The sequence below is a fragment of the Enterobacter sp. ECC-249 genome, from assembly GCF_043965265.1.
GTDB classification, from domain to species: domain Bacteria; phylum Pseudomonadota; class Gammaproteobacteria; order Enterobacterales; family Enterobacteriaceae; genus Enterobacter; species Enterobacter quasiroggenkampii.
On the sequence record NZ_CP143660.1, the window covers coordinates 3,295,217 to 3,314,951 of the forward strand.

The 19,735-nt window shown below is 54.0% G+C and carries 20 protein-coding genes, 1 pseudogene and 1 riboswitch; of the genes and pseudogenes, 8 read left to right on the forward strand and 13 right to left on the reverse strand.

Going from position 1 to position 19,735, the window contains the following annotated elements; genetic code table 11:
- Positions 1 to 20 precede the first annotated feature (20 nt).
- Positions 21 to 1,619: an EAL domain-containing protein gene (locus V1587_RS15780; RefSeq protein ID WP_371898656.1), complete on the forward strand. Its 1,599-nt coding sequence runs from the start codon at positions 21 to 23 to the stop codon at positions 1,617 to 1,619.
- Positions 1,620 to 1,625: 6 nt separating this feature from the next.
- Here V1587_RS15780 and yoaE read toward each other — a convergent pair whose 3' ends face one another.
- Positions 1,626 to 3,185, reverse strand: a complete 1,560-nt coding sequence (yoaE, locus tag V1587_RS15785) for a CNNM family cation transport protein YoaE (RefSeq protein ID WP_033145827.1) — start codon at positions 3,183 to 3,185, stop codon at positions 1,626 to 1,628.
- Entirely contained in the window at positions 3,173 to 3,382 is a 210-nt protein-coding gene (locus tag V1587_RS15790; RefSeq protein ID WP_371898657.1) for a protein YoaL, read from the reverse strand. The genes yoaE and V1587_RS15790 overlap by 13 nt, the downstream gene beginning before the upstream one ends.
- Before the next feature lie 266 nt (positions 3,383 to 3,648).
- Between V1587_RS15790 and manX the strand changes: the two genes are divergently transcribed.
- From manX to mntP, 5 genes are all read left to right on the forward strand, one after another.
- On the forward strand, positions 3,649 to 4,614 hold the full coding sequence (gene manX, locus V1587_RS15795; RefSeq protein WP_371898658.1) for a PTS mannose transporter subunit IIAB: 966 nt from the start codon (positions 3,649 to 3,651) through the stop codon (positions 4,612 to 4,614).
- Between the two features lie 46 nt (positions 4,615 to 4,660).
- Positions 4,661 to 5,461: a PTS mannose transporter subunit IIC gene (gene manY / locus V1587_RS15800; protein WP_024909729.1), complete on the forward strand. Its 801-nt coding sequence runs from the start codon at positions 4,661 to 4,663 to the stop codon at positions 5,459 to 5,461.
- Positions 5,462 to 5,473: 12 nt separating this feature from the next.
- On the forward strand, positions 5,474 to 6,325 hold the full coding sequence (locus V1587_RS15805; protein WP_006810994.1) for a PTS mannose transporter subunit IID: 852 nt from the start codon (positions 5,474 to 5,476) through the stop codon (positions 6,323 to 6,325).
- A gap of 55 nt (positions 6,326 to 6,380) precedes the next feature.
- The gene (locus V1587_RS15810) at positions 6,381 to 6,839 is read left to right on the forward strand and encodes a DUF986 family protein (RefSeq protein WP_371898659.1); all 459 of its coding nucleotides are present in this window, start codon (positions 6,381 to 6,383) and stop codon (positions 6,837 to 6,839) included.
- A 198-nt stretch (positions 6,840 to 7,037) separates the two neighbouring features.
- Positions 7,038 to 7,227, forward strand: a riboswitch (yybP-ykoY riboswitch).
- A 10-nt stretch (positions 7,228 to 7,237) separates the two neighbouring features.
- Positions 7,238 to 7,804, forward strand: coding sequence for a manganese efflux pump MntP (gene mntP, locus V1587_RS15815; RefSeq protein WP_371898660.1), 567 nt, complete (start codon positions 7,238 to 7,240; stop codon positions 7,802 to 7,804).
- Here mntP and rlmA read toward each other — a convergent pair.
- From rlmA to mgrB, 7 genes and pseudogenes are all read right to left on the reverse strand, one after another.
- Positions 7,801 to 8,616 carry a 23S rRNA (guanine(745)-N(1))-methyltransferase gene (gene rlmA / locus V1587_RS15820; RefSeq protein ID WP_371898661.1) on the reverse strand — a complete coding sequence of 272 codons (816 nt, stop codon included), beginning with the start codon at positions 8,614 to 8,616 and terminating at the stop codon, positions 7,801 to 7,803. The genes mntP and rlmA overlap by 4 nt on opposite strands.
- 65 nt (positions 8,617 to 8,681) lie before the next feature.
- Positions 8,682 to 10,400, reverse strand: coding sequence for a peptidoglycan glycosyltransferase FtsI (gene ftsI, locus V1587_RS15825; protein WP_371898662.1), 1,719 nt, complete (start codon positions 10,398 to 10,400; stop codon positions 8,682 to 8,684).
- A gap of 219 nt (positions 10,401 to 10,619) precedes the next feature.
- Positions 10,620 to 10,829, reverse strand: a complete 210-nt coding sequence (cspE, locus tag V1587_RS15830) for a transcription antiterminator/RNA stability regulator CspE (RefSeq protein WP_001062678.1) — start codon at positions 10,827 to 10,829, stop codon at positions 10,620 to 10,622.
- A gap of 13 nt (positions 10,830 to 10,842) precedes the next feature.
- Positions 10,843 to 10,987 (reverse strand): annotated as a pseudogene (locus tag V1587_RS15835) (DUF2627 domain-containing protein).
- Positions 10,988 to 11,512: 525 nt separating this feature from the next.
- Positions 11,513 to 12,502 carry an MBL fold metallo-hydrolase gene (locus V1587_RS15840; protein ID WP_371898663.1) on the reverse strand — a complete coding sequence of 330 codons (990 nt, stop codon included), beginning with the start codon at positions 12,500 to 12,502 and terminating at the stop codon, positions 11,513 to 11,515.
- Between the two features lie 23 nt (positions 12,503 to 12,525).
- Positions 12,526 to 12,816 (reverse strand): YebO family protein, encoded by a 291-nt coding sequence (locus V1587_RS15845; RefSeq protein ID WP_024909723.1) that lies wholly within the window; start codon positions 12,814 to 12,816, stop codon positions 12,526 to 12,528.
- Between the two features lie 74 nt (positions 12,817 to 12,890).
- A complete protein-coding gene (mgrB, locus tag V1587_RS15850; RefSeq protein WP_006175995.1) occupies positions 12,891 to 13,034 on the reverse strand; it encodes a PhoP/PhoQ regulator MgrB in 144 nt (47 codons plus the stop codon).
- A 161-nt stretch (positions 13,035 to 13,195) separates the two neighbouring features.
- Between mgrB and V1587_RS15855 the strand changes: the two genes are divergently transcribed.
- Entirely contained in the window at positions 13,196 to 13,435 is a 240-nt protein-coding gene (locus tag V1587_RS15855) for a YobH family protein (protein WP_371898721.1), read from the forward strand.
- A 66-nt stretch (positions 13,436 to 13,501) separates the two neighbouring features.
- Here V1587_RS15855 and kdgR read toward each other — a convergent pair whose 3' ends face one another.
- Positions 13,502 to 14,293, reverse strand: a complete 792-nt coding sequence (kdgR, locus tag V1587_RS15860; protein ID WP_371898664.1) for a DNA-binding transcriptional regulator KdgR — start codon at positions 14,291 to 14,293, stop codon at positions 13,502 to 13,504.
- 179 nt (positions 14,294 to 14,472) lie between these two features.
- Between kdgR and V1587_RS15865 the strand changes: the two genes are divergently transcribed.
- Positions 14,473 to 15,846 (forward strand): MFS transporter, encoded by a 1,374-nt coding sequence (locus V1587_RS15865; protein ID WP_371898665.1) that lies wholly within the window; start codon positions 14,473 to 14,475, stop codon positions 15,844 to 15,846.
- A 50-nt stretch (positions 15,847 to 15,896) separates the two neighbouring features.
- Here the strand turns inward: V1587_RS15865 and htpX are convergent, their stop codons facing one another.
- The 3 genes from htpX to proQ form a co-directional block, all read right to left on the reverse strand.
- A complete protein-coding gene (gene htpX / locus V1587_RS15870; RefSeq protein WP_014884290.1) occupies positions 15,897 to 16,778 on the reverse strand; it encodes a protease HtpX in 882 nt (293 codons plus the stop codon).
- A gap of 193 nt (positions 16,779 to 16,971) precedes the next feature.
- Positions 16,972 to 19,020 carry a carboxy terminal-processing peptidase gene (gene prc / locus V1587_RS15875; RefSeq protein ID WP_371898666.1) on the reverse strand — a complete coding sequence of 683 codons (2,049 nt, stop codon included), beginning with the start codon at positions 19,018 to 19,020 and terminating at the stop codon, positions 16,972 to 16,974.
- 19 nt (positions 19,021 to 19,039) lie between these two features.
- A complete protein-coding gene (gene proQ, locus V1587_RS15880) occupies positions 19,040 to 19,726 on the reverse strand; it encodes an RNA chaperone ProQ (RefSeq protein ID WP_371898667.1) in 687 nt (228 codons plus the stop codon).
- Between the last annotated feature and the right edge of the window lie 9 nt (positions 19,727 to 19,735).

Sequence of the window (19,735 nt, forward strand, 5' to 3'; positions counted from 1 at the left end):
GGCTTATCAGGCGACCGTTCATGCAAACTGCACAAACGATCATTAAAAACTATCGCCGAAAACGCGTTATCGTCTGTGTGACGGTTGCGCTCCTCACGCTCATCCTGACGCTAGGCATTCGCTTTATTTCCCAGCGCAACGTTAACCAACAGCGGATCCTCGATTTTACCAGCCACACCGTCCGCGCCCTTGATAACATACTGCTTTCTTTAGAGAACCGTCGCAGCGTACTGCAGCCCCTGGTGGGACAGCCCTGTCCCCTGGCGCATCTTGCGTTGCGAAAGCAGGCCGCCATTTTGCAGACGGTTCGCTCCATCGCCCTGATTAACGACGGTGTCCTGTATTGCTCAAGTATTTTCGGCAGCCGCAATGTGCCCGTTCGTGACTTCCTGAAAGAATTACCCGCCAGCACGGCGAAGCTGATTTTATCCACCGACCAGTGGCTGCTTAAAGATAGCCCTATATTGATCCAGTGGTATCCCGTTTCTCCGGACGGTGAAGCAGGCGTCATCGAAATCATCAATATCGATCTGATCGCCAGAATGATCCTCGAGCCCCAGCGCCCGCTTATTAATGACGTGGCGCTGACCGTGGGCGATCGCTTTCTGCGCTATGGTCAACGCGTCAGCGACAGCCTGACGTTTGATGAGGAGGGCTCTCTTTTCCGGCAGGCATCAACCCGAAATCCTTTCACCATTACGGTCAGCGGGCCAGGTCCCGGAGCATTAGCCTTAAAAAGCCTGCCAGCCCAGCTGCCGCTGGGACTCATGCTCAGCCTGCTGCTGGGCTATCTCGCCTGGCTGGCGACGGCAAACCGGATGAGCTTTACGTGGGAGATCGATATGGGGATTGCGGGGCGGGAATTTGAGCTTTTCTGCCAGCCGCTGGTGAATGCCCGTACCCAGGCGTGCACTGGCGTGGAGATCCTGCTGCGCTGGAACAACCCCCGTCAGGGCTGGATCACCCCGGAAGTGTTTATCCCTCTGGCAGAAGAACATAACCAGATTGTCCCCCTGACCCGCTATGTCATCGCCGAAACGGTGCGCCAGATAGGCTACTTCCCTTCCAGCGCCGGTTTTCACATCGGCATTAACGTCGCTGCCAGCCATTTCCGTCACGCTGTGCTGATACAGGATCTGAACCGCCTCTGGTTCAGCGCCAGTCCGCGACAGCAGCTGGTAATTGAACTCACGGAACGGGATGCGCTGCTGGATGCGGATTATCGCATCGTGCGCGAGCTGCATCGCAAAGGGGTGAAGCTGGCAATCGACGATTTTGGCACCGGGAACAGCTCCCTCTCCTGGCTTGAGAAGCTGCACCCGGACGTGCTGAAAATTGACCAGTCCTTTACCACCGCCATCGGCACCGACGCCGTGAATTCAACGGTGACGGATATGATTATTGCGCTGGGTCAGCGGCTGAATATTGAACTGGTTGCTGAGGGGGTCGAGACAGAGGAGCAGGCGCGCTATTTGCGCCGCCATGGTGTACCTGTCCTGCAGGGCTTTTTCTATGCGCGGCCGATGCCGCTGCGGGATTTTCCGAAGTGGCTGGCGGGAAGCGCGTCCCCGCCAGCGCATCATAACGGGCACATCGTGCCCTTAATGCCGCTGCGCTAAGCCGGCTTACTCATCTTCGTCGTGGGCTGATTGTTCTTTAACAATACGAACCATATCAACGCGATAGTCGTTAGCCTCAACGATCGTAATGTGCAGCGGCGCCAGTTCGATTACATCTCCGACGCGCGGGATTTGCCCGTTAACCGCGATCACAAGACCGGCAACGGTCGCGATGTCTTCTTCATCGTTAATCACGTTTTCCAGCCCCAGCGTGTGCGAGAGCGCGTGCAGGTCGGTGGTACCTTTAACCAGCCAGCCTTCGCCGTCGGCAACAATTTCTGGCGTTTCGTCGGCATCCGGGAACTCACCGGCAATCGCTTCCAGCACGTCCAGCGGCGTAACCAGCCCCTGCACCACGCCAAACTCGTTGGTGACGATAACAAAGCTACCGCGAGCGCGACGCAGCACCCCAAGCAGGTTGATCGGATCCAGCGTTTCCGGCACGACGATCGCAGGCGACGCGGCAGCAACGGCTTCCACGTTGACGCCCTCTTCCAGGGCTACCAGCATCTCTTTCGCCCGCACGACGCCGATGATCTCATCCAGCTCACCGCGACACACCGGGAACAGGCTGTGCGGTGAAGAGAGCAGCTGCTGGCGAATTTCATCCACGCTCAGGTTAGCATCAACCCAGCTGATCTCCCCGCGCGGCGTCATGATGCCGCGCAGCGAACGGGAGGCCAGGGAGAGCACGCCGTTGATCATGTAGCGCTCCTGTTCCACAAACGCCCCTTCCGGAACAGGAACCGGGTTGTGGTTTTCGGAATCAGACTGAACGTTCACCTGACGACGACCGCCCATCAGGCGCAGAATGGCATCTGCGGTACGGGCGCGCAGCGGCTGATTTGACTGCTGCTTGATAAAGTTACGGCGCGCAATCTGGTTGAACAGCTCGATCAGGATCGAGAAGCCAATCGCGGCGTACAGGTAGCCTTTCGGTATATGGAAGCCAAAGCCTTCCGCCACCAGGCTCAGGCCAATCATCAGCAGGAAGCTCAGACACAGCACGACCACCGTCGGATGCTGGTTCACGAAGCGCGTCAGAGGCTTCGAGGCCAGCAGCATGACCGCCATTGCAATAACGACAGCCGCCATCATTACCGGCAGATGGTTCACCATGCCGACCGCCGTGATCACCGCATCCAGCGAGAAGACCGCATCCAGCACCACGATCTGCAGCACCACCACCCAGAAACTGGCATAGCCTTTACCGTGACCATCATCGTGCTGACGGTTTTCCAGCCGCTCATGAAGTTCTGTCGTCGCTTTGAAGAGCAGGAATATCCCCCCTATCAGCATGATTAAATCACGCCCTGAGAAGGTGTAGTCCATGACGGAGAACAGCGGTTTGGTCAATGTGACCATCCAGGAGATGACGGAGAGCAGCCCCAGTCGCATAACCAGCGCCAGCGAGAGGCCAATCAGACGCGCTTTATCACGCTGTTTTGGCGGCAGTTTGTCCGCAAGAATGGCGATAAACACCAGGTTATCGATGCCGAGAACAATCTCGAGCACCACCAGCGTGAGCAATCCCACCCAGATTGACGGGTCCATTAAGAATTCCATGACAAGCTCCTGCTAAAGGAATGACGAAACGGTGCCCCACTCAATGTGGGCAAAACAGAGGCAGACAGAGTCGATACGTGGCGAGGATCGCCGGAGAAAAAGGCGCGAAATGGCCTGGCAGATGACTGACGTCGGTGACGGTCCATATAGTGGGCTGGAGCCCTATACTCCTGAACAATTAAACGGAGGCTAAACATATCAGAGAGACTGTGTTTTTAGCAAAGATTTACGTTCCTTTGCAAAGTTCTGTAACACAGCGGCTATACGCTACAGATAATTCTGTAACGCGTGGCTAAATTACGGATCTTCATCACATAAATTATTTTTTCACTATCTAAAATAATTCGCGGAAGTCTTAGTTTTTTTGAACTCTAACCCTTATCTGAATCGATTCGGTTCGCCAATACGATTCTCAGTACGGCTGCCTGGCAGGCGTATTAATGATAATAAAAGGAGGTAGCAAGTGACCATTGCTATTGTCATAGGCACACATGGTTGGGCTGCTGAGCAGCTACTCAAAACGGCAGAGATGCTGTTGGGCGAGCAGGAAAACGTCGGCTGGATCGATTTCGTTCCCGGTGAAAACGCCGAGACGCTGATAGAGAAGTACAACGCTCAGCTCGAGAAGCTGGATACCAGCAAAGGCGTGCTGTTTCTCGTTGATACATGGGGCGGCAGCCCGTTCAATGCTGCCAGCCGCATTGTCGTCGATAAAGAGCACTATGAAGTTGTCGCCGGGGTCAATATTCCCATGCTGGTGGAAACCTTCATGGCGCGTGACGACAATCCGTCCTTCGACGAGCTGGTTGCTCTGGCCGTTGAAACCGGTCGTGAAGGGGTTAAGGCGCTGAAGGCACAGCCGGTTGAAAAACCTGCCCCTGCGCCTGTAGCGGCACCGAAAGCGGCGGCACCGGCAAAACCGATGGGCCCGAACGATTACATGGTGATCGGCCTTGCGCGTATTGATGACCGCTTAATCCACGGTCAGGTTGCCACGCGCTGGACCAAAGAGACCAACGTTCGACGCATCATCGTGGTCAGCGACGAAGTGGCCGCTGATACCGTACGTAAAACCCTTCTGACTCAGGTTGCTCCTCCAGGCGTTACCGCGCACGTCGTGGATGTCGCCAAGATGATCCGCGTTTACAACAACCCGAAATATGCGGGCGAACGCGTGATGCTCCTGTTCACTAACCCGACAGACGTTGAGCGCATTGTTGAAGGCGGCGTGAAAATCACCTCCGTTAACATTGGTGGTATGGCATTCCGTCAGGGCAAAACGCAGGTCAACAACGCCATTTCAGTCGATGCGAAAGACATTGAAGCATTCAATAAGCTGAATGCACGCGGTATTGAGCTGGAAGCCCGTAAGGTTTCCACGGACCAGAAACTGAAAATGATGGATTTGATCGGCAAAGTTGGGAAATAAGCCCGTGCCGGTTCTCACATAAAGCTTATGTAATAGGAGAAGTGCAATGGAGATTACCACTCTTCAGATTGTGCTGGTGTTCGTCGTCGCATGTATTGCGGGTATGGAATCCGTACTTGATGAATTTCAGTTCCACCGCCCTCTGGTGGCCTGTACGCTGATTGGCGCCGTTCTGGGTGACATGAAAACCGGTATTATCATCGGTGGTACCCTGGAAATGATCGCCCTGGGCTGGATGAACATCGGTGCGGCGGTTGCGCCCGATGCCGCGCTGGCCTCTATCATTTCGACCGTTCTGGTTATTGCTGGTCACCAGAGTATTGGTGCCGGTATCGCCCTGGCGATCCCGCTGGCAGCAGCAGGCCAGGTTCTGACCATCATCGTTCGTACTATCACCGTTGCCTTCCAGCACGCGGCGGATAAGGCGGCCGACAACGGCAACCTCACGGCACTGTCGTGGATACACGTGTCATCCCTGTTCCTGCAGGCGATGCGTATCGCGATCCCGGCGGTTATCGTGGCGATCTCTGTCGGTACCAGTGAAGTCCAGAGCATGCTGAACGCCATTCCAGAAGTGGTCACCGGCGGTCTTAACATCGCGGGCGGTATGATCGTGGTTGTGGGTTATGCGATGGTCATCAACATGATGCGCGCAGGCTACCTGATGCCGTTCTTCTACCTCGGCTTCGTGACCGCGGCATTCACCAACTTCAACCTGGTTGCACTGGGTGTGATTGGTGCTGTGATGGCGATTCTCTACATCCAGCTCAGCCCGAAATACAACCGCGTCGCGGGTGCCCCAGCGCAGGCTGCTGGTAACAACGATCTCGATAACGAACTGGACTAACAGGTGAGCGAAATGGTTGATATGACAAAAACTACCACCGAGAAAAAACTCACTCCGGGTGATATTCGTGGCGTGTTCATCCGTTCTAACCTGTTTCAGGGTTCATGGAACTTCGAACGTATGCAGGCGCTGGGTTTCTGCTTCTCCATGGTACCGGCGATCAAACGCCTGTACCCGGAAAACAACGAAGCGCGCCGTCAGGCGATCAAGCGTCACCTGGAATTCTTTAACACCCATCCTTACGTTGCGGCCCCCGTACTGGGCGTAACGCTGGCGATGGAAGAACAGCGTGCGAATGGCGCAGAGATCGACGATGGTGCTATCAACGGTATCAAAGTCGGTCTGATGGGGCCGCTGGCCGGTGTCGGTGACCCTATCTTCTGGGGTACCGTGCGTCCGGTCTTCGCGGCGCTGGGTGCCGGTATCGCGATGAGTGGCAGCCTGCTTGGCCCACTGCTGTTCTTCATCCTGTTCAACGCCGTGCGTCTGCTGACCCGTTACTACGGCGTGGCCTACGGCTACCGTAAAGGGGTGGACATCGTTAAGGACATGGGCGGCGGCTTCCTGCAGAAACTGACTGAGGGGGCGTCAATCCTCGGCCTGTTTGTCATGGGGGCGCTGGTTAACAAGTGGACGCACGTGAACATCCCGCTGGTGGTATCGACCATCACCGGGCAGGATGGTCAGACCCGCGTCACCACCGTGCAGACGATTCTGGACCAGTTGATGCCGGGCCTGGTCCCGCTTCTGTTGACCTTCGCCTGCATGTGGCTGCTGCGTAAGAAAGTGAACCCGCTGTGGATTATCGTTGGCTTCTTCGTCATCGGTATTGCGGGCTACGCCGTCGGCCTGCTGGGTCTGTAAGTTTCAATGCTATAGGCCGGGGGCTTGCCCCCGGCTTTTTTTATCTGGAGGATGAATGACTGTCACGGACATCGTACTGGTTTTATTTATTGCTGCCCTTCTGGCTTACGCTATCTATGACGAGTTCATCATGCCGCGCCGTTACGGCGAGACGCTGCTCTCCCTTCCCCTCCTGCGACGCGGGCGCATGGATGCGTTTATCTTCGCGGGTCTCATCGTTATTCTTATTTACAATAACGTCACTAGCCATGGTGCAATATTAACCACATGGTTATTATGTGCGCTGGCATTAATGGCTGTGTATCTGTTCTGGATCCGCACGCCGAAAATCATTTTTAAATCACGCGGATTTTTCTTCGCCAATGTGTGGATAGAATATAACCGTATTAAAGAGATGAATTTATCCGAAGACGGCGTGCTGGTGATGCAATTAGAACAACGCCGCCTGCTTATTCGGGTGAAGAATATTGATGACCTGGAAAAGATATACAAGTTACTCGTTAAAACTCAATGAGTTATATATATAGCAACGGCTATATCCTGTGTTCATTTTGCGCAAGAAATATAGCCGAAGCTATATCCCCACCGTTAATTTTATCTCTATTTATTAACGATATTTTCACGCTTAAAGACAAATGAAAATCGTTATCAATAAGCATTTTAAATAATGTCTCTTCATTGTTGTTTTATATTCTCAAAATATGTTAAGGTTGCGCCCGTCGTTGGGGAGTAGCCGATTTCCTGTTCGCAGGAAATGTACGTGTCAACATACTCGTTGAAAAACGTGGCGCGTACGGATCGCTTACCGCACATCTTATGTGCATTGCGATCAGGCGAGACCATAGATACATCAACTGCTGTTTACTGGGGGCAGTGATGTGTCATATGGATATCCCCGGTCTGGACGCTGTTATGAATATCTCCGCTACGATCCTTCTCGCTTTTGGCATGTCCATGGACGCATTCGCTGCTTCCATCGGAAAAGGCGCCACGCTTCACAAACCTAAATTCTCTGAAGCCCTGCGTACCGGCCTGATTTTTGGCGCTATCGAAACGCTGACCCCGCTTATCGGCTGGGGACTTGGCATGCTCGCCAGCCAGTTCGTGCTGGAGTGGAACCACTGGATTGCCTTCGTCCTGCTGGCGTTCCTCGGAGGCCGAATGGTCATTGAAGGTTTTCGCGGAGGTGATGAAGAAGACGTGGAGCCGCAGCATCGCCACGGATTCTGGCTGCTGGTCACCACGGCCGTCGCCACCAGCCTTGATGCGATGGCCGTCGGTGTCGGTCTGGCATTCCTGCAGGTCAATATTATCGCCACCGCGCTGGCTATTGGCTGTGCAACGCTGATTATGTCCACGCTGGGCATGATGGTCGGACGGTTTATCGGCCCGCTTCTGGGTAAACGCGCCGAGATCCTGGGCGGTATTGTGCTAATTGGTATTGGTGCCCAGATCCTCTGGGCGCACTTCGCCGGTTAGTCTTCGCGCTGCCAGACGTGGATGCTGAAGTCGGTCTGGCAGCGAAATGTTGAATGTGCCGCTAGCGTTTCCCACACCTCCGGTTTTGCCCGCCACGCGAACGGCGTCATCTGCAATAACGCGACGGCCTCTTCCCCTTTCAGCGTCATTTCGTACGCCACCGATTCCGCTTGCTTCAGGGTAAAACCGGCCAGCTGTTCCGAATGCGGGGCATGCAGACGCACTTCGTCGTAGATCAGCCCTTTGAGCTCCATCAGATGACGCGGGCCCGGCGTCACGGTGACCACCCATCCGCCAGGCTTCACCACGCGCGCCAACTCCTCTGCCTTACACGGCGCGTAAATGCGGATGACCGCGTCCATGCTGGCATCGTCAAACGGCAGCCGGTGGCTGGATGCCACGCAGAACGTCACGTCGGCGTAACGCTTTGCCGCCGCGCGAATGGCCGCTTTCGACACGTCCAGACCGAATGTCTGTGCGCTCTTCTCACGAGCAACCTCTGCAAACCGTGCGGTGTAGTACCCTTCTCCGCAGCCGATATCGAGCACGGCGGTGGCTGACCCCGGCAGAATGTCATTCAGCATCTGCGCGACTGCCTCCCGCAGCGGCAGATAGTGCCCGGCATCCAGAAACGCGCGGCGCGCCTGCATCATCTCTGCACTATCGCCTGGATCGCGGGAGCGCTTATGCTGCACCGGCAGAAGATTCACGTAGCCTTCTTTTGCCATATCAAACTGATGCCCCTGCGGACAGGTATAACTTTTATCTGAGTGCGTCAGGGGGGCGTGGCAAAGGGGACAGCTGAAGGACATGGTGACTCCGGAGCATAATCAAAGGGCGAAGTGTACCGCTATTCGCCCAGGTTATAAACGTCCGGTTAACGCATAACGATGAGGTGATCGGAACCCGCCGGTAACCCGTCAGGTTTCACATTCTCCAGACGCAGCACGTTGCCCATAATCTCACTGAAGACAGGCGCGGAAACGGCCCCGCCGTAGTAGGCCCCGTTTTGCGGATCGTTAATGACCACCACCAGGGCAAAGCGCGGATCGCTGGCAGGTGCAACCCCCGCGGTGTAGGCGACGTATTTATCGACATACTTCCCGCTATCGTCAATTTTCTTCGCCGTACCGGTTTTCACCGCCACCCGGTAATCACGAACGGCGGCCTTAACCCCTCCGCCGCCCGGCAGCGCAACGCTCTCCATCATGTGCTCCACTTCATGGGCAATCTCTTCCGGCATGACGCGGTGCCCGATAACGGGGGGATCGATGCGGGTGATGGAGAGCGGACGCTCAAGCCCGAACCCGCCAATCGTGGCGTAGACGTGGGCCAGCTGGAGCGGCGTTACCATCAGCCCGTAGCCGAAGGCAAAGGTCGCGCGATCGAGCTGGCTCCAGTATTTACGCTGGGGCAACAGCCCTGAGCTTTCCCCCGTTAAGCCAAGCCCCGTACTGGTGCCAAAACCAAAGTTGCGATAGGTGTCAATGAGATGCTGGACAGGCATCGCCAGCGAAAGCCGTGACACGCCGGTATCGCTCGATTTTTGCAGGATCCCGGTCATCGTCAGCTCAGGGTAAAAGCCCACGTCGCGAATACGGTGCCCGTCAAGTGTATACGGGTGCGTGTCAATCACGCTGTCCGGCTGGACCAGCCCCTGCTGCAGAGCCGTCATCAGCACCAGCGGCTTGACGGTCGAACCGGGTTCGAACGTATCGCTGATCGCACGGTTGCGAAAGTCGTTTATCGTCGCCCCTTCCCGGTTATTGGGGTTGAAATCCGGATAGCTCGCCATGGCGAGGATTTCCCCGGTTGGGATATTAATTAATACCGATGCCCCGGACTCGGCCTTGTTCCAGGCCACGGCATTATCGAGCGCATCTTCGGTGATGGTCTGCAGCCGCTCGTCGATACTTAACTGGATGTTATGCGCCGGTGCGGGTGCCACTTCCGTCAGGTTCTCAACCACGCGGCCGTAGCGGTCTTCCCTTACCTGCCGCACTCCGGCCTTGCCGGTCAACTGCGCGTTGAAGCTTTTTTCCACGCCTTCAATGCCCTGCCCGTCAATATTGGTGAAGCCAATCAGGTTCGCTGCAACATGGCCGGCAGGATAAAAACGGCGGGATTCATCGCGTAAATTGATGCCGGGCAGATTGAGCTTATCGATCCACTTTGCCTGTGCCGGATCGACCTGACGGGCAAGATAAATAAAACGGCCCTGCGGGTTGGCGTTGATTCGCGCCGAGAGCGTGCCCAGGGACAGATGCAGCGCGTTTGCCAGCGCCTGCCAGCGTTCATCAACGCCAACGCCCCCTTTTGCCAGCACCGTTTTAGGATCGGCCCAGACGGCCCGGACGGGCACGCTCACCGCCAGGGGGCGACCTTCGCGATCCATTATCATGCCACGCGGCGCATCAATCGACAGCTGGCGAAGGGAGCGCATATCTTCCTGCTTCACCAGATTGTCAGGCTTGATGATTTGCAGCCAGGCAACGCGGCCCAGCAAAAAAGCCAGACTACAAAAAATCGCTAAACAGAGCAGCACAAAACGCGCCGGCGTGAAATTTCCAGTTGCTGTTATCAATGTCTTCTTCACCTGAACCCCAGGGCTGTAAAACAACGCCCTGATTTAACGGGAAAAGATGGGGTTAGGGTGGCAAAACAGTGCTACTAACCTCGCAGCTTTGCAACAAGTTAATAACGAGACCGCGAATGGTAATATTTTGAAAGATTAGGGACATAAAAAAGCCCCGCGTTATGCGAGGCTTTATGTCTGAGAGTGAAGTGCTAAGCGCTTCAGTCAGCAGCGGTTCGATCAGATAGCAGTTACGTTAACTGCAGCTGGGCCTTTCTGGCCGTCCTGAATTTCGAACTCAACGTTCTGGCCTTCAGCCAGAGTTTTGAAGCCGTTACCCTGGATTGCAGAGAAGTGTACGAACACGTCTTTGCTGCCGTCAGCAGGAGTAATGAAACCAAAACCTTTAGACTCGTTGAACCACTTAACTTGACCTTTAATCTTTGCCATTTTGCAAAATTCCTTAGAGTGTTTTCTTAGCCCGCAGGCATTAACTGAGATAAAACTGAGACATTACTGCATGAGGCACTAATATAAGGTTCGGCAGAGAAGCGGTATTCAACGACAACGTGTTTACTCAGGACTTCTTTACTGAAAATGCCACACATAAACAGAACTGTACCTCGTTTGACCCAAAACGTGTTATCACACACTATGTTTAATATGGCAAGCCATTTTTAAACATGTCTCGATCCGCCGCACAAATTCGAACAGTGCCTGTCAGGTTTTGCACAATTATGCGCATCACATACAGACAGCTCTGCTGCGTAACAAAGACCCAGCGTTGTTTTCACGACCGCTGTAATCTAAGACTTTTTTAACATAGCTCAATCCTAACGAAGCGTCCAGCAACCGGTAAAAGAAATCTTACGTCTTGATTGAGTTAGAACAATTTGTGAAAACTTATGCTTAAATCATTGTAACGCGACCAAATTGTTTCAGAGAAAAAACAGTGTTAATAACCGGTGCCCGGCTGTATTAAAATGCACCAGTTAATAAACAGCGTTATGCACCAAAATAATGAAATTTTTATGACTCTGCATCAAAAGAAGGCAAGCAAAACGTTTCGATAAAAATAAAACATTCCTGCGCGCGTTTACATCAACAATATATGCAACAATTTATCGCTTCGTTTATAAGGATAAATATTCACCAATTTTCAGTATCCTGAAAGAATGATTAACTGATGCTAAATTATCGAGCGCGATAGTTAACTCCTGCACAGGTTCATCTAAGGCTTCATCTGCAAGTTCAAACACGCCCCAGTGAATGGGGAACGCCACAGGACAGCCCAGCTGCTGCCACAATGCCACCGCAGATTGCGGATCCATATGATGGACAGCCATGAACCATCGTGGGGCATAGGCACCAATCGGTAACGCGGCGGCATCTATCTGGCCCAGGCGTTCAGGTATCAACAGCAGCTCGGGCGAATACCCCGTATCACCGCTGAACCAGAAGCGGTGATGCCGTCCTTCCATCACCCAGCCGCACCATAAGGAACGATTGCGGTTCCATGGCGTGCGCATGCTCCAGTGCTGTGCCGGTACGGCGGTCAGCGTCATTCCCTGCCAGGTAAAACTCTGCCACCAGTCGAGTTCGACCACGCGTTTTGCTCCCCGGCGACGAAACCAGTCGGCCAGGCCCAAAGGCACAAAAACACTGACGTCGGGAAAGCGTTTGAGGATTCGTCGAATGGTTGCGTCATCAAGATGATCGTAATGATTATGGGAAATAACGACCGCATCCAGCTGATGAAGTTGCTCGACAGACAGTACGGGGGGTGTCTTACGCTGTGGCCCCAGGAAAGGCAGCGGAGAAGCGCGCCGTGAAAACACCGGATCGGTAAGGATGATATTGCCGTCCAGCTGCAGCAACACGCTCGCGTGTCCGAGCCACCATACCCCATCTTCTTGAGGTTGCGTTAGCTCAACAGGTTGCCACCACTGACGGATAAAGTCTTCATAACCCAGCGCGGGCGGCTTCGGTAAACCGGCCTTTTTACGCGCTTTACGCCAGCGGTCAAGGTCGCCGGGTTGATGTTCGACAGGAGAGGTATTACGAAAACCGTTCGGGGTGTGATGTTTCAGGGAGGGGTCATACCAGGGATTTTTCCAAACCACAGCCACCTCCCAGGACAAAAAGATTAACGCTCAGCCACCAGGCGGATAAAGTCGTCTTCGTCTTTGTTATCTTCAGCGACCGCGTCTTTCGGCGCGTCTTTCTCTTCCGGTTCGTTAGCCTCACACAGACGGCGTAGCAGCGCATTCTGACGTTTTTGCTGATCGAGCAGCGCTTCCAGCAGTTCGATCTGCTCGTTAGTACGGGAACTGGCGCGGTTCACGAAAAACCAGATGACCAGCCCCACAAGCAGAACAACCAAAGAAATCATCAGGGATGCTATATTCAGCAGCCCTGAATTCAGTAACTCACCCATTTCACCACCTCAATAAAAACGTCTATTTTACCACTGGCGCGAAGGAAGGAAATCACGTTGAGAAAAAATGTCTACTACCATGGAATAAACTTGTTTATTGCGCAAACGCCGCTAAAAAACTGTACATCCTGATCGCACATCACATTGATCGTCTGTGTCCATAACACCACGCACGCTATCAGCACGATAATCAGAATTACCCAGCGTATTTTTTTCACTCCACACTCCGTCTAAGGACCTGATGTAACGAGATTATCACGCTTATCTTAAACAAGGACTAACTGTGCCTCCATCGCGCTTTTTTTAAGAATCCTGCACTTGTTTCATCGCGTAAACACTTTACGCTAGCATTACGATAACAACGATAAAAGAGGTAATGATGCGATTCATTATTCGAACAATTATTGCACTGGCCCTTGTCTGGATTGGCCTTCTGTTAACGGGCTATGGCGTGCTCGTGGGGAGCACCGAAAACGCAGCCGGGCTAGGCATTCAGTGCAAATATTTAACAGCACAAGGAATGAGCACTGCCCAGTATTTGCATACTGACAGTGGGATCGTTGGCTTAACCCAATGTCCTGTACTGCGTAAAACATCCGTCGTCATTGATAATGGCTAATCACCCTGGTGAATGACAAACAAAAAACGCCGCATCAGATGCGGCGTTTTTTTCTGCCAGCAGGGATTAAAACGGGTAGTCGTGATACCCCATCTGCTCAGAAATTTTACGTGCGGCAGTGTGCAGAATAGCCACATACTCATGCAGACGCTCTTCGGAGAAGCGTAAGGTTGGGAAGGAGATACTTAAGCCCGCGATCACCACGCCAAAGCGGTCAAATACCGGAACGCCGATGCAGCGCAGCCCTTCTTCCTGCTCCTCGTTATCTTCGCCATACCCCTGCGCGCGCACGCGGTCGAGCACTGTAAGCAGCGCGTCCGTGTTGGTAATGGTTCGTTCCGTGCTGCGCTTGTATTCCACGCCTTCGAGGATCTGCTTCACTTCCTCACGATCGCGCCACGCCAGCAGAACTTTACCAATAGCGGTACTGTAGAGTGGGTTGCGACGACCAATGCGCGAATACATGCGCAGATTGTACATGGAGTCGATTTTATGGATGTAAACAATGCTGTCTTCATCCAGCGCGCCGAGATGGATGGTCTCTTTGGTCAGGCGAGAGATTTCACGCATCTGAATATCAGCGCTGCGGATCAGGTCAACATTCTGTAGCGCACGGGCACCCAGCTCAAACAGCTTCAGCGTCAGAGAGTATTTTTCAGATTCGCCTTCCTGGGCAACGTAACCCAGCGACTTCATGGTTTGCAAAAAGCGATACACGGTGCTTTTTGACATCATCACGCGCTGCGACAACTCTGTAATACCTATTTCACGCTCTTCTCCCAGCGCCTGTAAGATGCCAAACACCTTCAGCACGGAAGAAACAGAATCTGGCTGTTTATCCAAATCCGCAATAGCCATTTACCACCTCATAGAAAGTGTTTTATAAAAATCAGAACCGGTTTTTATTATAAGTTCCCGTCATGTCACCTGCAATCAATCCGCGTTTACTTCGTTACAAATCTGCGACATATCGCGGCTGTAACAATGCTAAAATAGTTACCAGGAGAATAATTTCACGCTGAGCTTTTTTAATCCTAATGGAAAAAAATCTTTCCGATGGCCTGCCTTTACCCCAGCGGTATGGCGCAATAGCGACCATCATTATCGGTATCTCAATGGCCGTCCTTGACGGCGCAATCGCGAACGTTGCTCTGCCAACCATTGCCAGCGACCTGCACGCCTCTCCCGCCAGTTCGATATGGATTGTTAACGCCTATCAGATTGCGATTGTGGTTTCCCTGCTCTCGTTCTCTTTCCTGGGCGATATGTTCGGTTACCGTCGGGTGTATCAGTGCGGCCTGGTAGTTTTCACTTTTACCTCTCTGCTTTGTGCCCTTTCAGATTCACTGCATACCCTGACGCTTGCGCGCATAGCGCAGGGTTTTGGCGGCGCGGCGCTGATGAGCGTAAATACGGCGTTGATCCGCTTGATTTATCCGCAACGTCATCTGGGGCGCGGCATGGGGATAAACTCGTTTATTGTCGCCGTCTCTTCCGCCGCCGGGCCAACGATAGCGGCAGCTATTCTCTCCGTTGCGTCATGGCAATGGCTGTTCGCCATTAACGTGCCGCTGGGTATCGTCGCCATCTTCTTTGCCCTGCGCTTTCTTCCCGCTAACGGTCCCAAAAGCAGCATGCCGCGCTTCGACGTGGCGAGTGCGGTGATGAATGCCCTGACCTTTGGCCTGCTGATTACGGCGCTGAGCGGCTTTGCGCAGGGACAATCTCTGATGCTTACCGCCGCGGAGCTCATCGCCCTGCTGGCAATCGGCTTCTTCTTTGTACGCCGCCAGCTCACCCTGCCCGTTCCTTTGCTGCCGGTCGATCTGCTGCGTATTCCCCTCTTTTCCCTCTCCATTTGCACGTCCGTCTGCTCGTTCTGCGCCCAGATGCTGGCCCTGGTTTCTCTGCCCTTCTTTCTGCAGAGCGTAGTTGGCCGTTCAGAGGTGGAAACCGGGCTGCTGCTCACCCCCTGGCCGCTGGCGACGATGGTGATGGCACCGCTGGCAGGTTATTTAATTGAACGCGTTCATGCCGGTTTATTGGGAGCGTTGGGGCTGGCGGTGATGGCGACAGGCCTTTTCGCGCTGGCTCTGCTACCGTCATCGCCAACCGATCTGGACATCATCTGGCGCATGATCCTGTGCGGCGCGGGGTTTGGCCTGTTTCAGTCCCCTAACAATCACACCATTATCACCGCCGCGCCGCGCCATCGCAGCGGAGGTGCCAGCGGCATGCTGGGGACCGCGCGCCTTCTGGGGCAAAGCAGCGGAGCGGCGCTTGTCGCCCTGATGTTTAACCTCGCCGGACAAAACGGTAACCACATAGCGCTTCTCACCGCGGGTGCCCTTGCCTCCCTCGCGGCGGTCATCAGCGGCCTGCGCGTGACCCAGCCCAGGATTCAGGCATAAAAAAAGCCGGGCGGAGTGTTCTCCTGCCCGGCTTATTAGGGTTCTTAGCGTTACTTCAGGTATTCCCCACTGCGCAGCGCTTCGATACGTTTATCCAGCGGCGGGTGAGACATAAACAGCTCGCTCAGCGATTTGGATTTACCGTTAATGCAGAAGGCCATCATGCTGTTCGCTTCCTGCGGCTCGTAGCTGGTTTTCAGGCGCTGCAGCGCGGCAATCATCTTCTCACGACCAACCAGCTTCGCAGAGCCGGCATCCGCGTGGAATTCACGGTGACGAGAGAACCACATGGTGATGATGCTGGCCAGAATACCGAATACCAGTTCCAGAACCATCGAAACGGCGAAGTAGATCAGCGGATTGCCGTTGCTCTCTTCACCTTCGTCGCGGTTGCCGCCCATAAAGCCTGCCGCAATCTGCGCCAGAATACGGGAGATGAAGATCACGAAGGTGTTCACCACGCCCTGAATCAGGGTCATGGTCACCATGTCACCGTTGGCGATATGGCTGATTTCGTGGGCAATAACCGCTTCGGCTTCGTCACGGCTCATGTTCTGCAGCAATCCGGTGCTGACGGCCACCAGCGACGCATCGCGACGGGCGCCCGTGGCAAAAGCGTTGATGTCCGGGGCATGGTAAATCGCCACCTGCGGCATGGCGATCCCGGCCTGACGGGACTGTTGAGCCACCGTATTCATCAGCCACTGTTCCATATCGTTACGCGGCTGTTCAATAACCTCACCACCCACCGATTTCAGTGCCATCCACTTCGACATCAGCAGGGAGATGAACGAGCCACCAAAACCAAACAGCAGCGCCATAATCAACAGACCCTGAACGCTGCTCGACTGAATTCCCGTCAGGCTTAGCACGAGCCCGAAAACCACCATGACCGCAAGGTTGGTGAGCAGGAAGAGCGCGATTCGCATCATAATTTTCTTTTTACCTCAGTTTAACAAAACGCACTATGCGATTACCCACATCGTATGGGTATTGCGGCTATTTTCAAGCATCCGGCGGGCGTAAGTCACCAGAAAGACACAACTTTACACAATTGGAAATCTGACTGACGGAAGGATGAAGAACAAAAAGAAACAGGCACAATTTCTTGTGCCTGTTGGGAGGTTATTTTGCCGGAGCGGGCTGTACGGGAGGTTTCTCTTTTTCCTGATTCGCCAGGTCGATAGCAATATGCACCGTCTCGTCCAGATACGGATCCGGTTCCTGGTAATCTTTAGGCAGATCGTCCAGTTTCTTGAGCAGAGGCTTACCTTCACGCTTGAAGCGATCGTTGATACGCGCCAGGCGGGTTGCATCGTCTTCGTTGTTCTCTTTCTCACGCTGTGCGTAGTTCAGAGAAACAATATTCCGCTTATCTTTCAGGGCATTGAACCGCGCAATGTCCTTCATGATGTACTGGAACTCCGGATCTTTCGCGATGCGGTCGTTATGCGCTTTCAGCAGTTCAGGGCCAAATTGCGTCATATCACCCGCTTTCACGTAGGTAGCGGCATTGATGCTGTCCCATGGCAACGCGTTATCTTCAAACTTCTCGCCGGTTTCCGTCTCTTCCGTGCCTGTCGGCATCATGATGTCCGGCGTTACGCCCTTACGCTGCGTACTGCCGCCGTTCACGCGGTAGAATTTCTGAATGGTGTACTGAACCGAGCCCAGTGCAGGCCACTCCGGACGCAGCATCTGATCGTAAATACGATTCAGAGAGCGATACTGCTGAACGGTGCCTTTCCCGAAGGTTGGCTCACCGACAATCAGCGCGCGGCCATAGTCCTGCATAGCAGCGGCAAAGATTTCAGACGCGGAGGCACTGAAGCGGTCAACCAGGACCACCAGCGGGCCTTTATAGTAGACCACACCGTCGTTATCAGCATCTTCACGGACCTTACCGTTGTTATCGCGCACCTGAACCACAGGACCCGATGGAATGAAGAGACCAGAGAGTGAAACCGCTTCCGTCAGCGCCCCGCCGCCGTTACTGCGCAGGTCGATGATAATGCTGCTGACGTTCTGCTTTTCAAGCTTCTGCAGCTGAACTTTCACATCGTCAGTCAGCCCCACGTAGAAGCCAGGAATATCCAGGACACCAACTTTCTCTTTACCCACGGTTTTCACCGACATTTTCACCGCGCGGTCTTCCAGACGGATACGCTCGCGGGTCAGGGTAACGATACGGGTTTTGGTGCCTTTACCGGCAGGCAGAATCTCCAGACGAACCTTGCTGCCTTTCGGACCTTTGATCAGTGCGACCACGTCATCGAGGCGCCAGCCGATCACGTCGACCATGTTCTGGCCGGTTTGTCCTACACCCACAATGCGATCGCCTACGCTAATCGCTTTGCTTTTAGATGCCGGGCCACCCGCGACCATCGAATTGATCACCGTGTAGTCATCGTCCATCTGCAGCACCGCGCCGATACCTTCCAGAGACAGGCTCATCTCGGTATTGAACTGTTCAGTGTTGCGTGGTGAGAGATAGTTGGTGTGCGGATCGATTTCGTGCGCAAAGGCGGTCATGGCCAGCGAGAAAACATCCTCACTGTTGGTCTGGGCCAGACGACGAATGGCAAATTTGTAACGACGCGTCAGGGTGTCACGGATCTCTTTTTCGTCTTTGCCGGTCAGCTTAAGACTCAGTTCGTCGTATTTAACTTTGCCGTCCCACAGCGCATTCAGCTCGGCTTCATCTTTTGGCCAGGGCGCTTTGCTGCGGTCCAGATTGAAGGTGTCGTTGCCGGTGAAGTCCATTGGACGTTCCAGCACTTTCAGCGCGTACTGATAGCGTTCGAAGCGGCGCTTTTGCGACAGGTTGTAGAGATCGTAGAACAGATCCAGCTTGCCTGAACGCAACTCGTCACCCACCTCGGATTTTCGCTTAGCGAACTGCTCGACATCGCTGGCGAGCAAAACGTTATGGCTGTAATCCAGCAAGTTCAGATAGCGGTCAAAGATTTTGGCCGAAAAGGCCTGATCGAGATCGAACTGACGATAGTGCGAGCGGGTAAAACGTGAGGTCACGCGCTCGCTCACCGTCGCGTGCTGCGTCTCTTCCTTGAGTACCGGAATTTGATCAACACGCGTGATATCGTCCACTGCAAAAGCGTGGCCTGTTATTGCAAACAGGCCCGCCAGCGCGGTGAGCTTAAAAAAAGTGTTCATGCCAGGCTTGGCCTCCGTTTCAGAACAACAAGTGTTCTGCGCGTACAATCATTGACATACCAGAAGTCAGCTGTACACGAACGCCATCTTTGGTGATTTCCATTACGGTGGCGTCCATAGCATTGTTACCCGCTTTTACCTTCAGTGCCTGACCCACGCTCAGGGCGTTAATGTCAGAAACCGGCGTATGGCGCGGCTCTTCACGAGGGGCACGCGGGGCTTTTGCTGCTGGTTTGTCTGCACGCGGTTTGCGATCGTTATTATCGTGACGACGCGGCGCAGGGCGTGGTTTACGCTCGCGACGAGGCGCTTCTTCCTGGCCGTTTGCCGCTGCGGCTTCGCGTTTTTTCGCCTGCTGCTCGGCACGTTGTGCCTGAACGCGTGCTTTGGCTTCTTCAAGCTGCTTACGCGCGTGCTCAACGTGCTGCTCGTCCAGCTCGCCACAAGGGTTGCCGTCGAGATCCACGCGGGTCGCGCCAGGTTTGATACCGTACAGGTAGCGCCAGCTCGAAGTATAAAGACGTAAGGCGGAACGCAGCTGAGTTTTGCTGAGGTTCATTTCCCCTTCAACACGCGCCACCAGATCCTGAAAAATACCGACTTTCAGGGGACGAGCTTCACCTTCCGCGCTGAAGCACTGCGGGAAACGCTCGGCCAGAAATGCGATAACTTCTTTACTGCTATTCAACTTAGGTTGATTTTCCATGAAATTTCC

What these genes read in the sequence shown, in the direction of transcription:
- V1587_RS15855 (WP_371898721.1), top strand. Translation starts at nt 13,196, where the DNA reads ATGCGATTCATTATTCGAACAATTATTGCACTGGCCCTTGTCTGGATT.
- cspE (WP_001062678.1), bottom strand. Translation starts at nt 10,829, where the DNA reads ATGGCAAAGATTAAAGGTCAAGTTAAGTGGTTCAACGAGTCTAAAGGT.
- manY (WP_024909729.1), top strand. Translation starts at nt 4,661, where the DNA reads ATGGAGATTACCACTCTTCAGATTGTGCTGGTGTTCGTCGTCGCATGT.
- V1587_RS15845 (WP_024909723.1), bottom strand. Translation starts at nt 12,816, where the DNA reads ATGGGTGAGTTACTGAATTCAGGGCTGCTGAATATAGCATCCCTGATG.
- kdgR (WP_371898664.1), bottom strand. Translation starts at nt 14,293, where the DNA reads ATGGCTATTGCGGATTTGGATAAACAGCCAGATTCTGTTTCTTCCGTG.
- proQ (WP_371898667.1), bottom strand. Translation starts at nt 19,726, where the DNA reads ATGGAAAATCAACCTAAGTTGAATAGCAGTAAAGAAGTTATCGCATTT.
- V1587_RS15865 (WP_371898665.1), top strand. Translation starts at nt 14,473, where the DNA reads ATGGAAAAAAATCTTTCCGATGGCCTGCCTTTACCCCAGCGGTATGGC.
- prc (WP_371898666.1), bottom strand. Translation starts at nt 19,020, where the DNA reads ATGAACACTTTTTTTAAGCTCACCGCGCTGGCGGGCCTGTTTGCAATA.
- yoaE (WP_033145827.1), bottom strand. Translation starts at nt 3,185, where the DNA reads ATGGAATTCTTAATGGACCCGTCAATCTGGGTGGGATTGCTCACGCTG.
- rlmA (WP_371898661.1), bottom strand. Translation starts at nt 8,616, where the DNA reads ATGTCCTTCAGCTGTCCCCTTTGCCACGCCCCCCTGACGCACTCAGAT.
- mntP (WP_371898660.1), top strand. Translation starts at nt 7,238, where the DNA reads ATGAATATCTCCGCTACGATCCTTCTCGCTTTTGGCATGTCCATGGAC.
- htpX (WP_014884290.1), bottom strand. Translation starts at nt 16,778, where the DNA reads ATGATGCGAATCGCGCTCTTCCTGCTCACCAACCTTGCGGTCATGGTG.
- V1587_RS15780 (WP_371898656.1), top strand. Translation starts at nt 21, where the DNA reads ATGCAAACTGCACAAACGATCATTAAAAACTATCGCCGAAAACGCGTT.
- V1587_RS15805 (WP_006810994.1), top strand. Translation starts at nt 5,474, where the DNA reads ATGGTTGATATGACAAAAACTACCACCGAGAAAAAACTCACTCCGGGT.
- V1587_RS15810 (WP_371898659.1), top strand. Translation starts at nt 6,381, where the DNA reads ATGACTGTCACGGACATCGTACTGGTTTTATTTATTGCTGCCCTTCTG.
- V1587_RS15790 (WP_371898657.1), bottom strand. Translation starts at nt 3,382, where the DNA reads ATGTTTAGCCTCCGTTTAATTGTTCAGGAGTATAGGGCTCCAGCCCAC.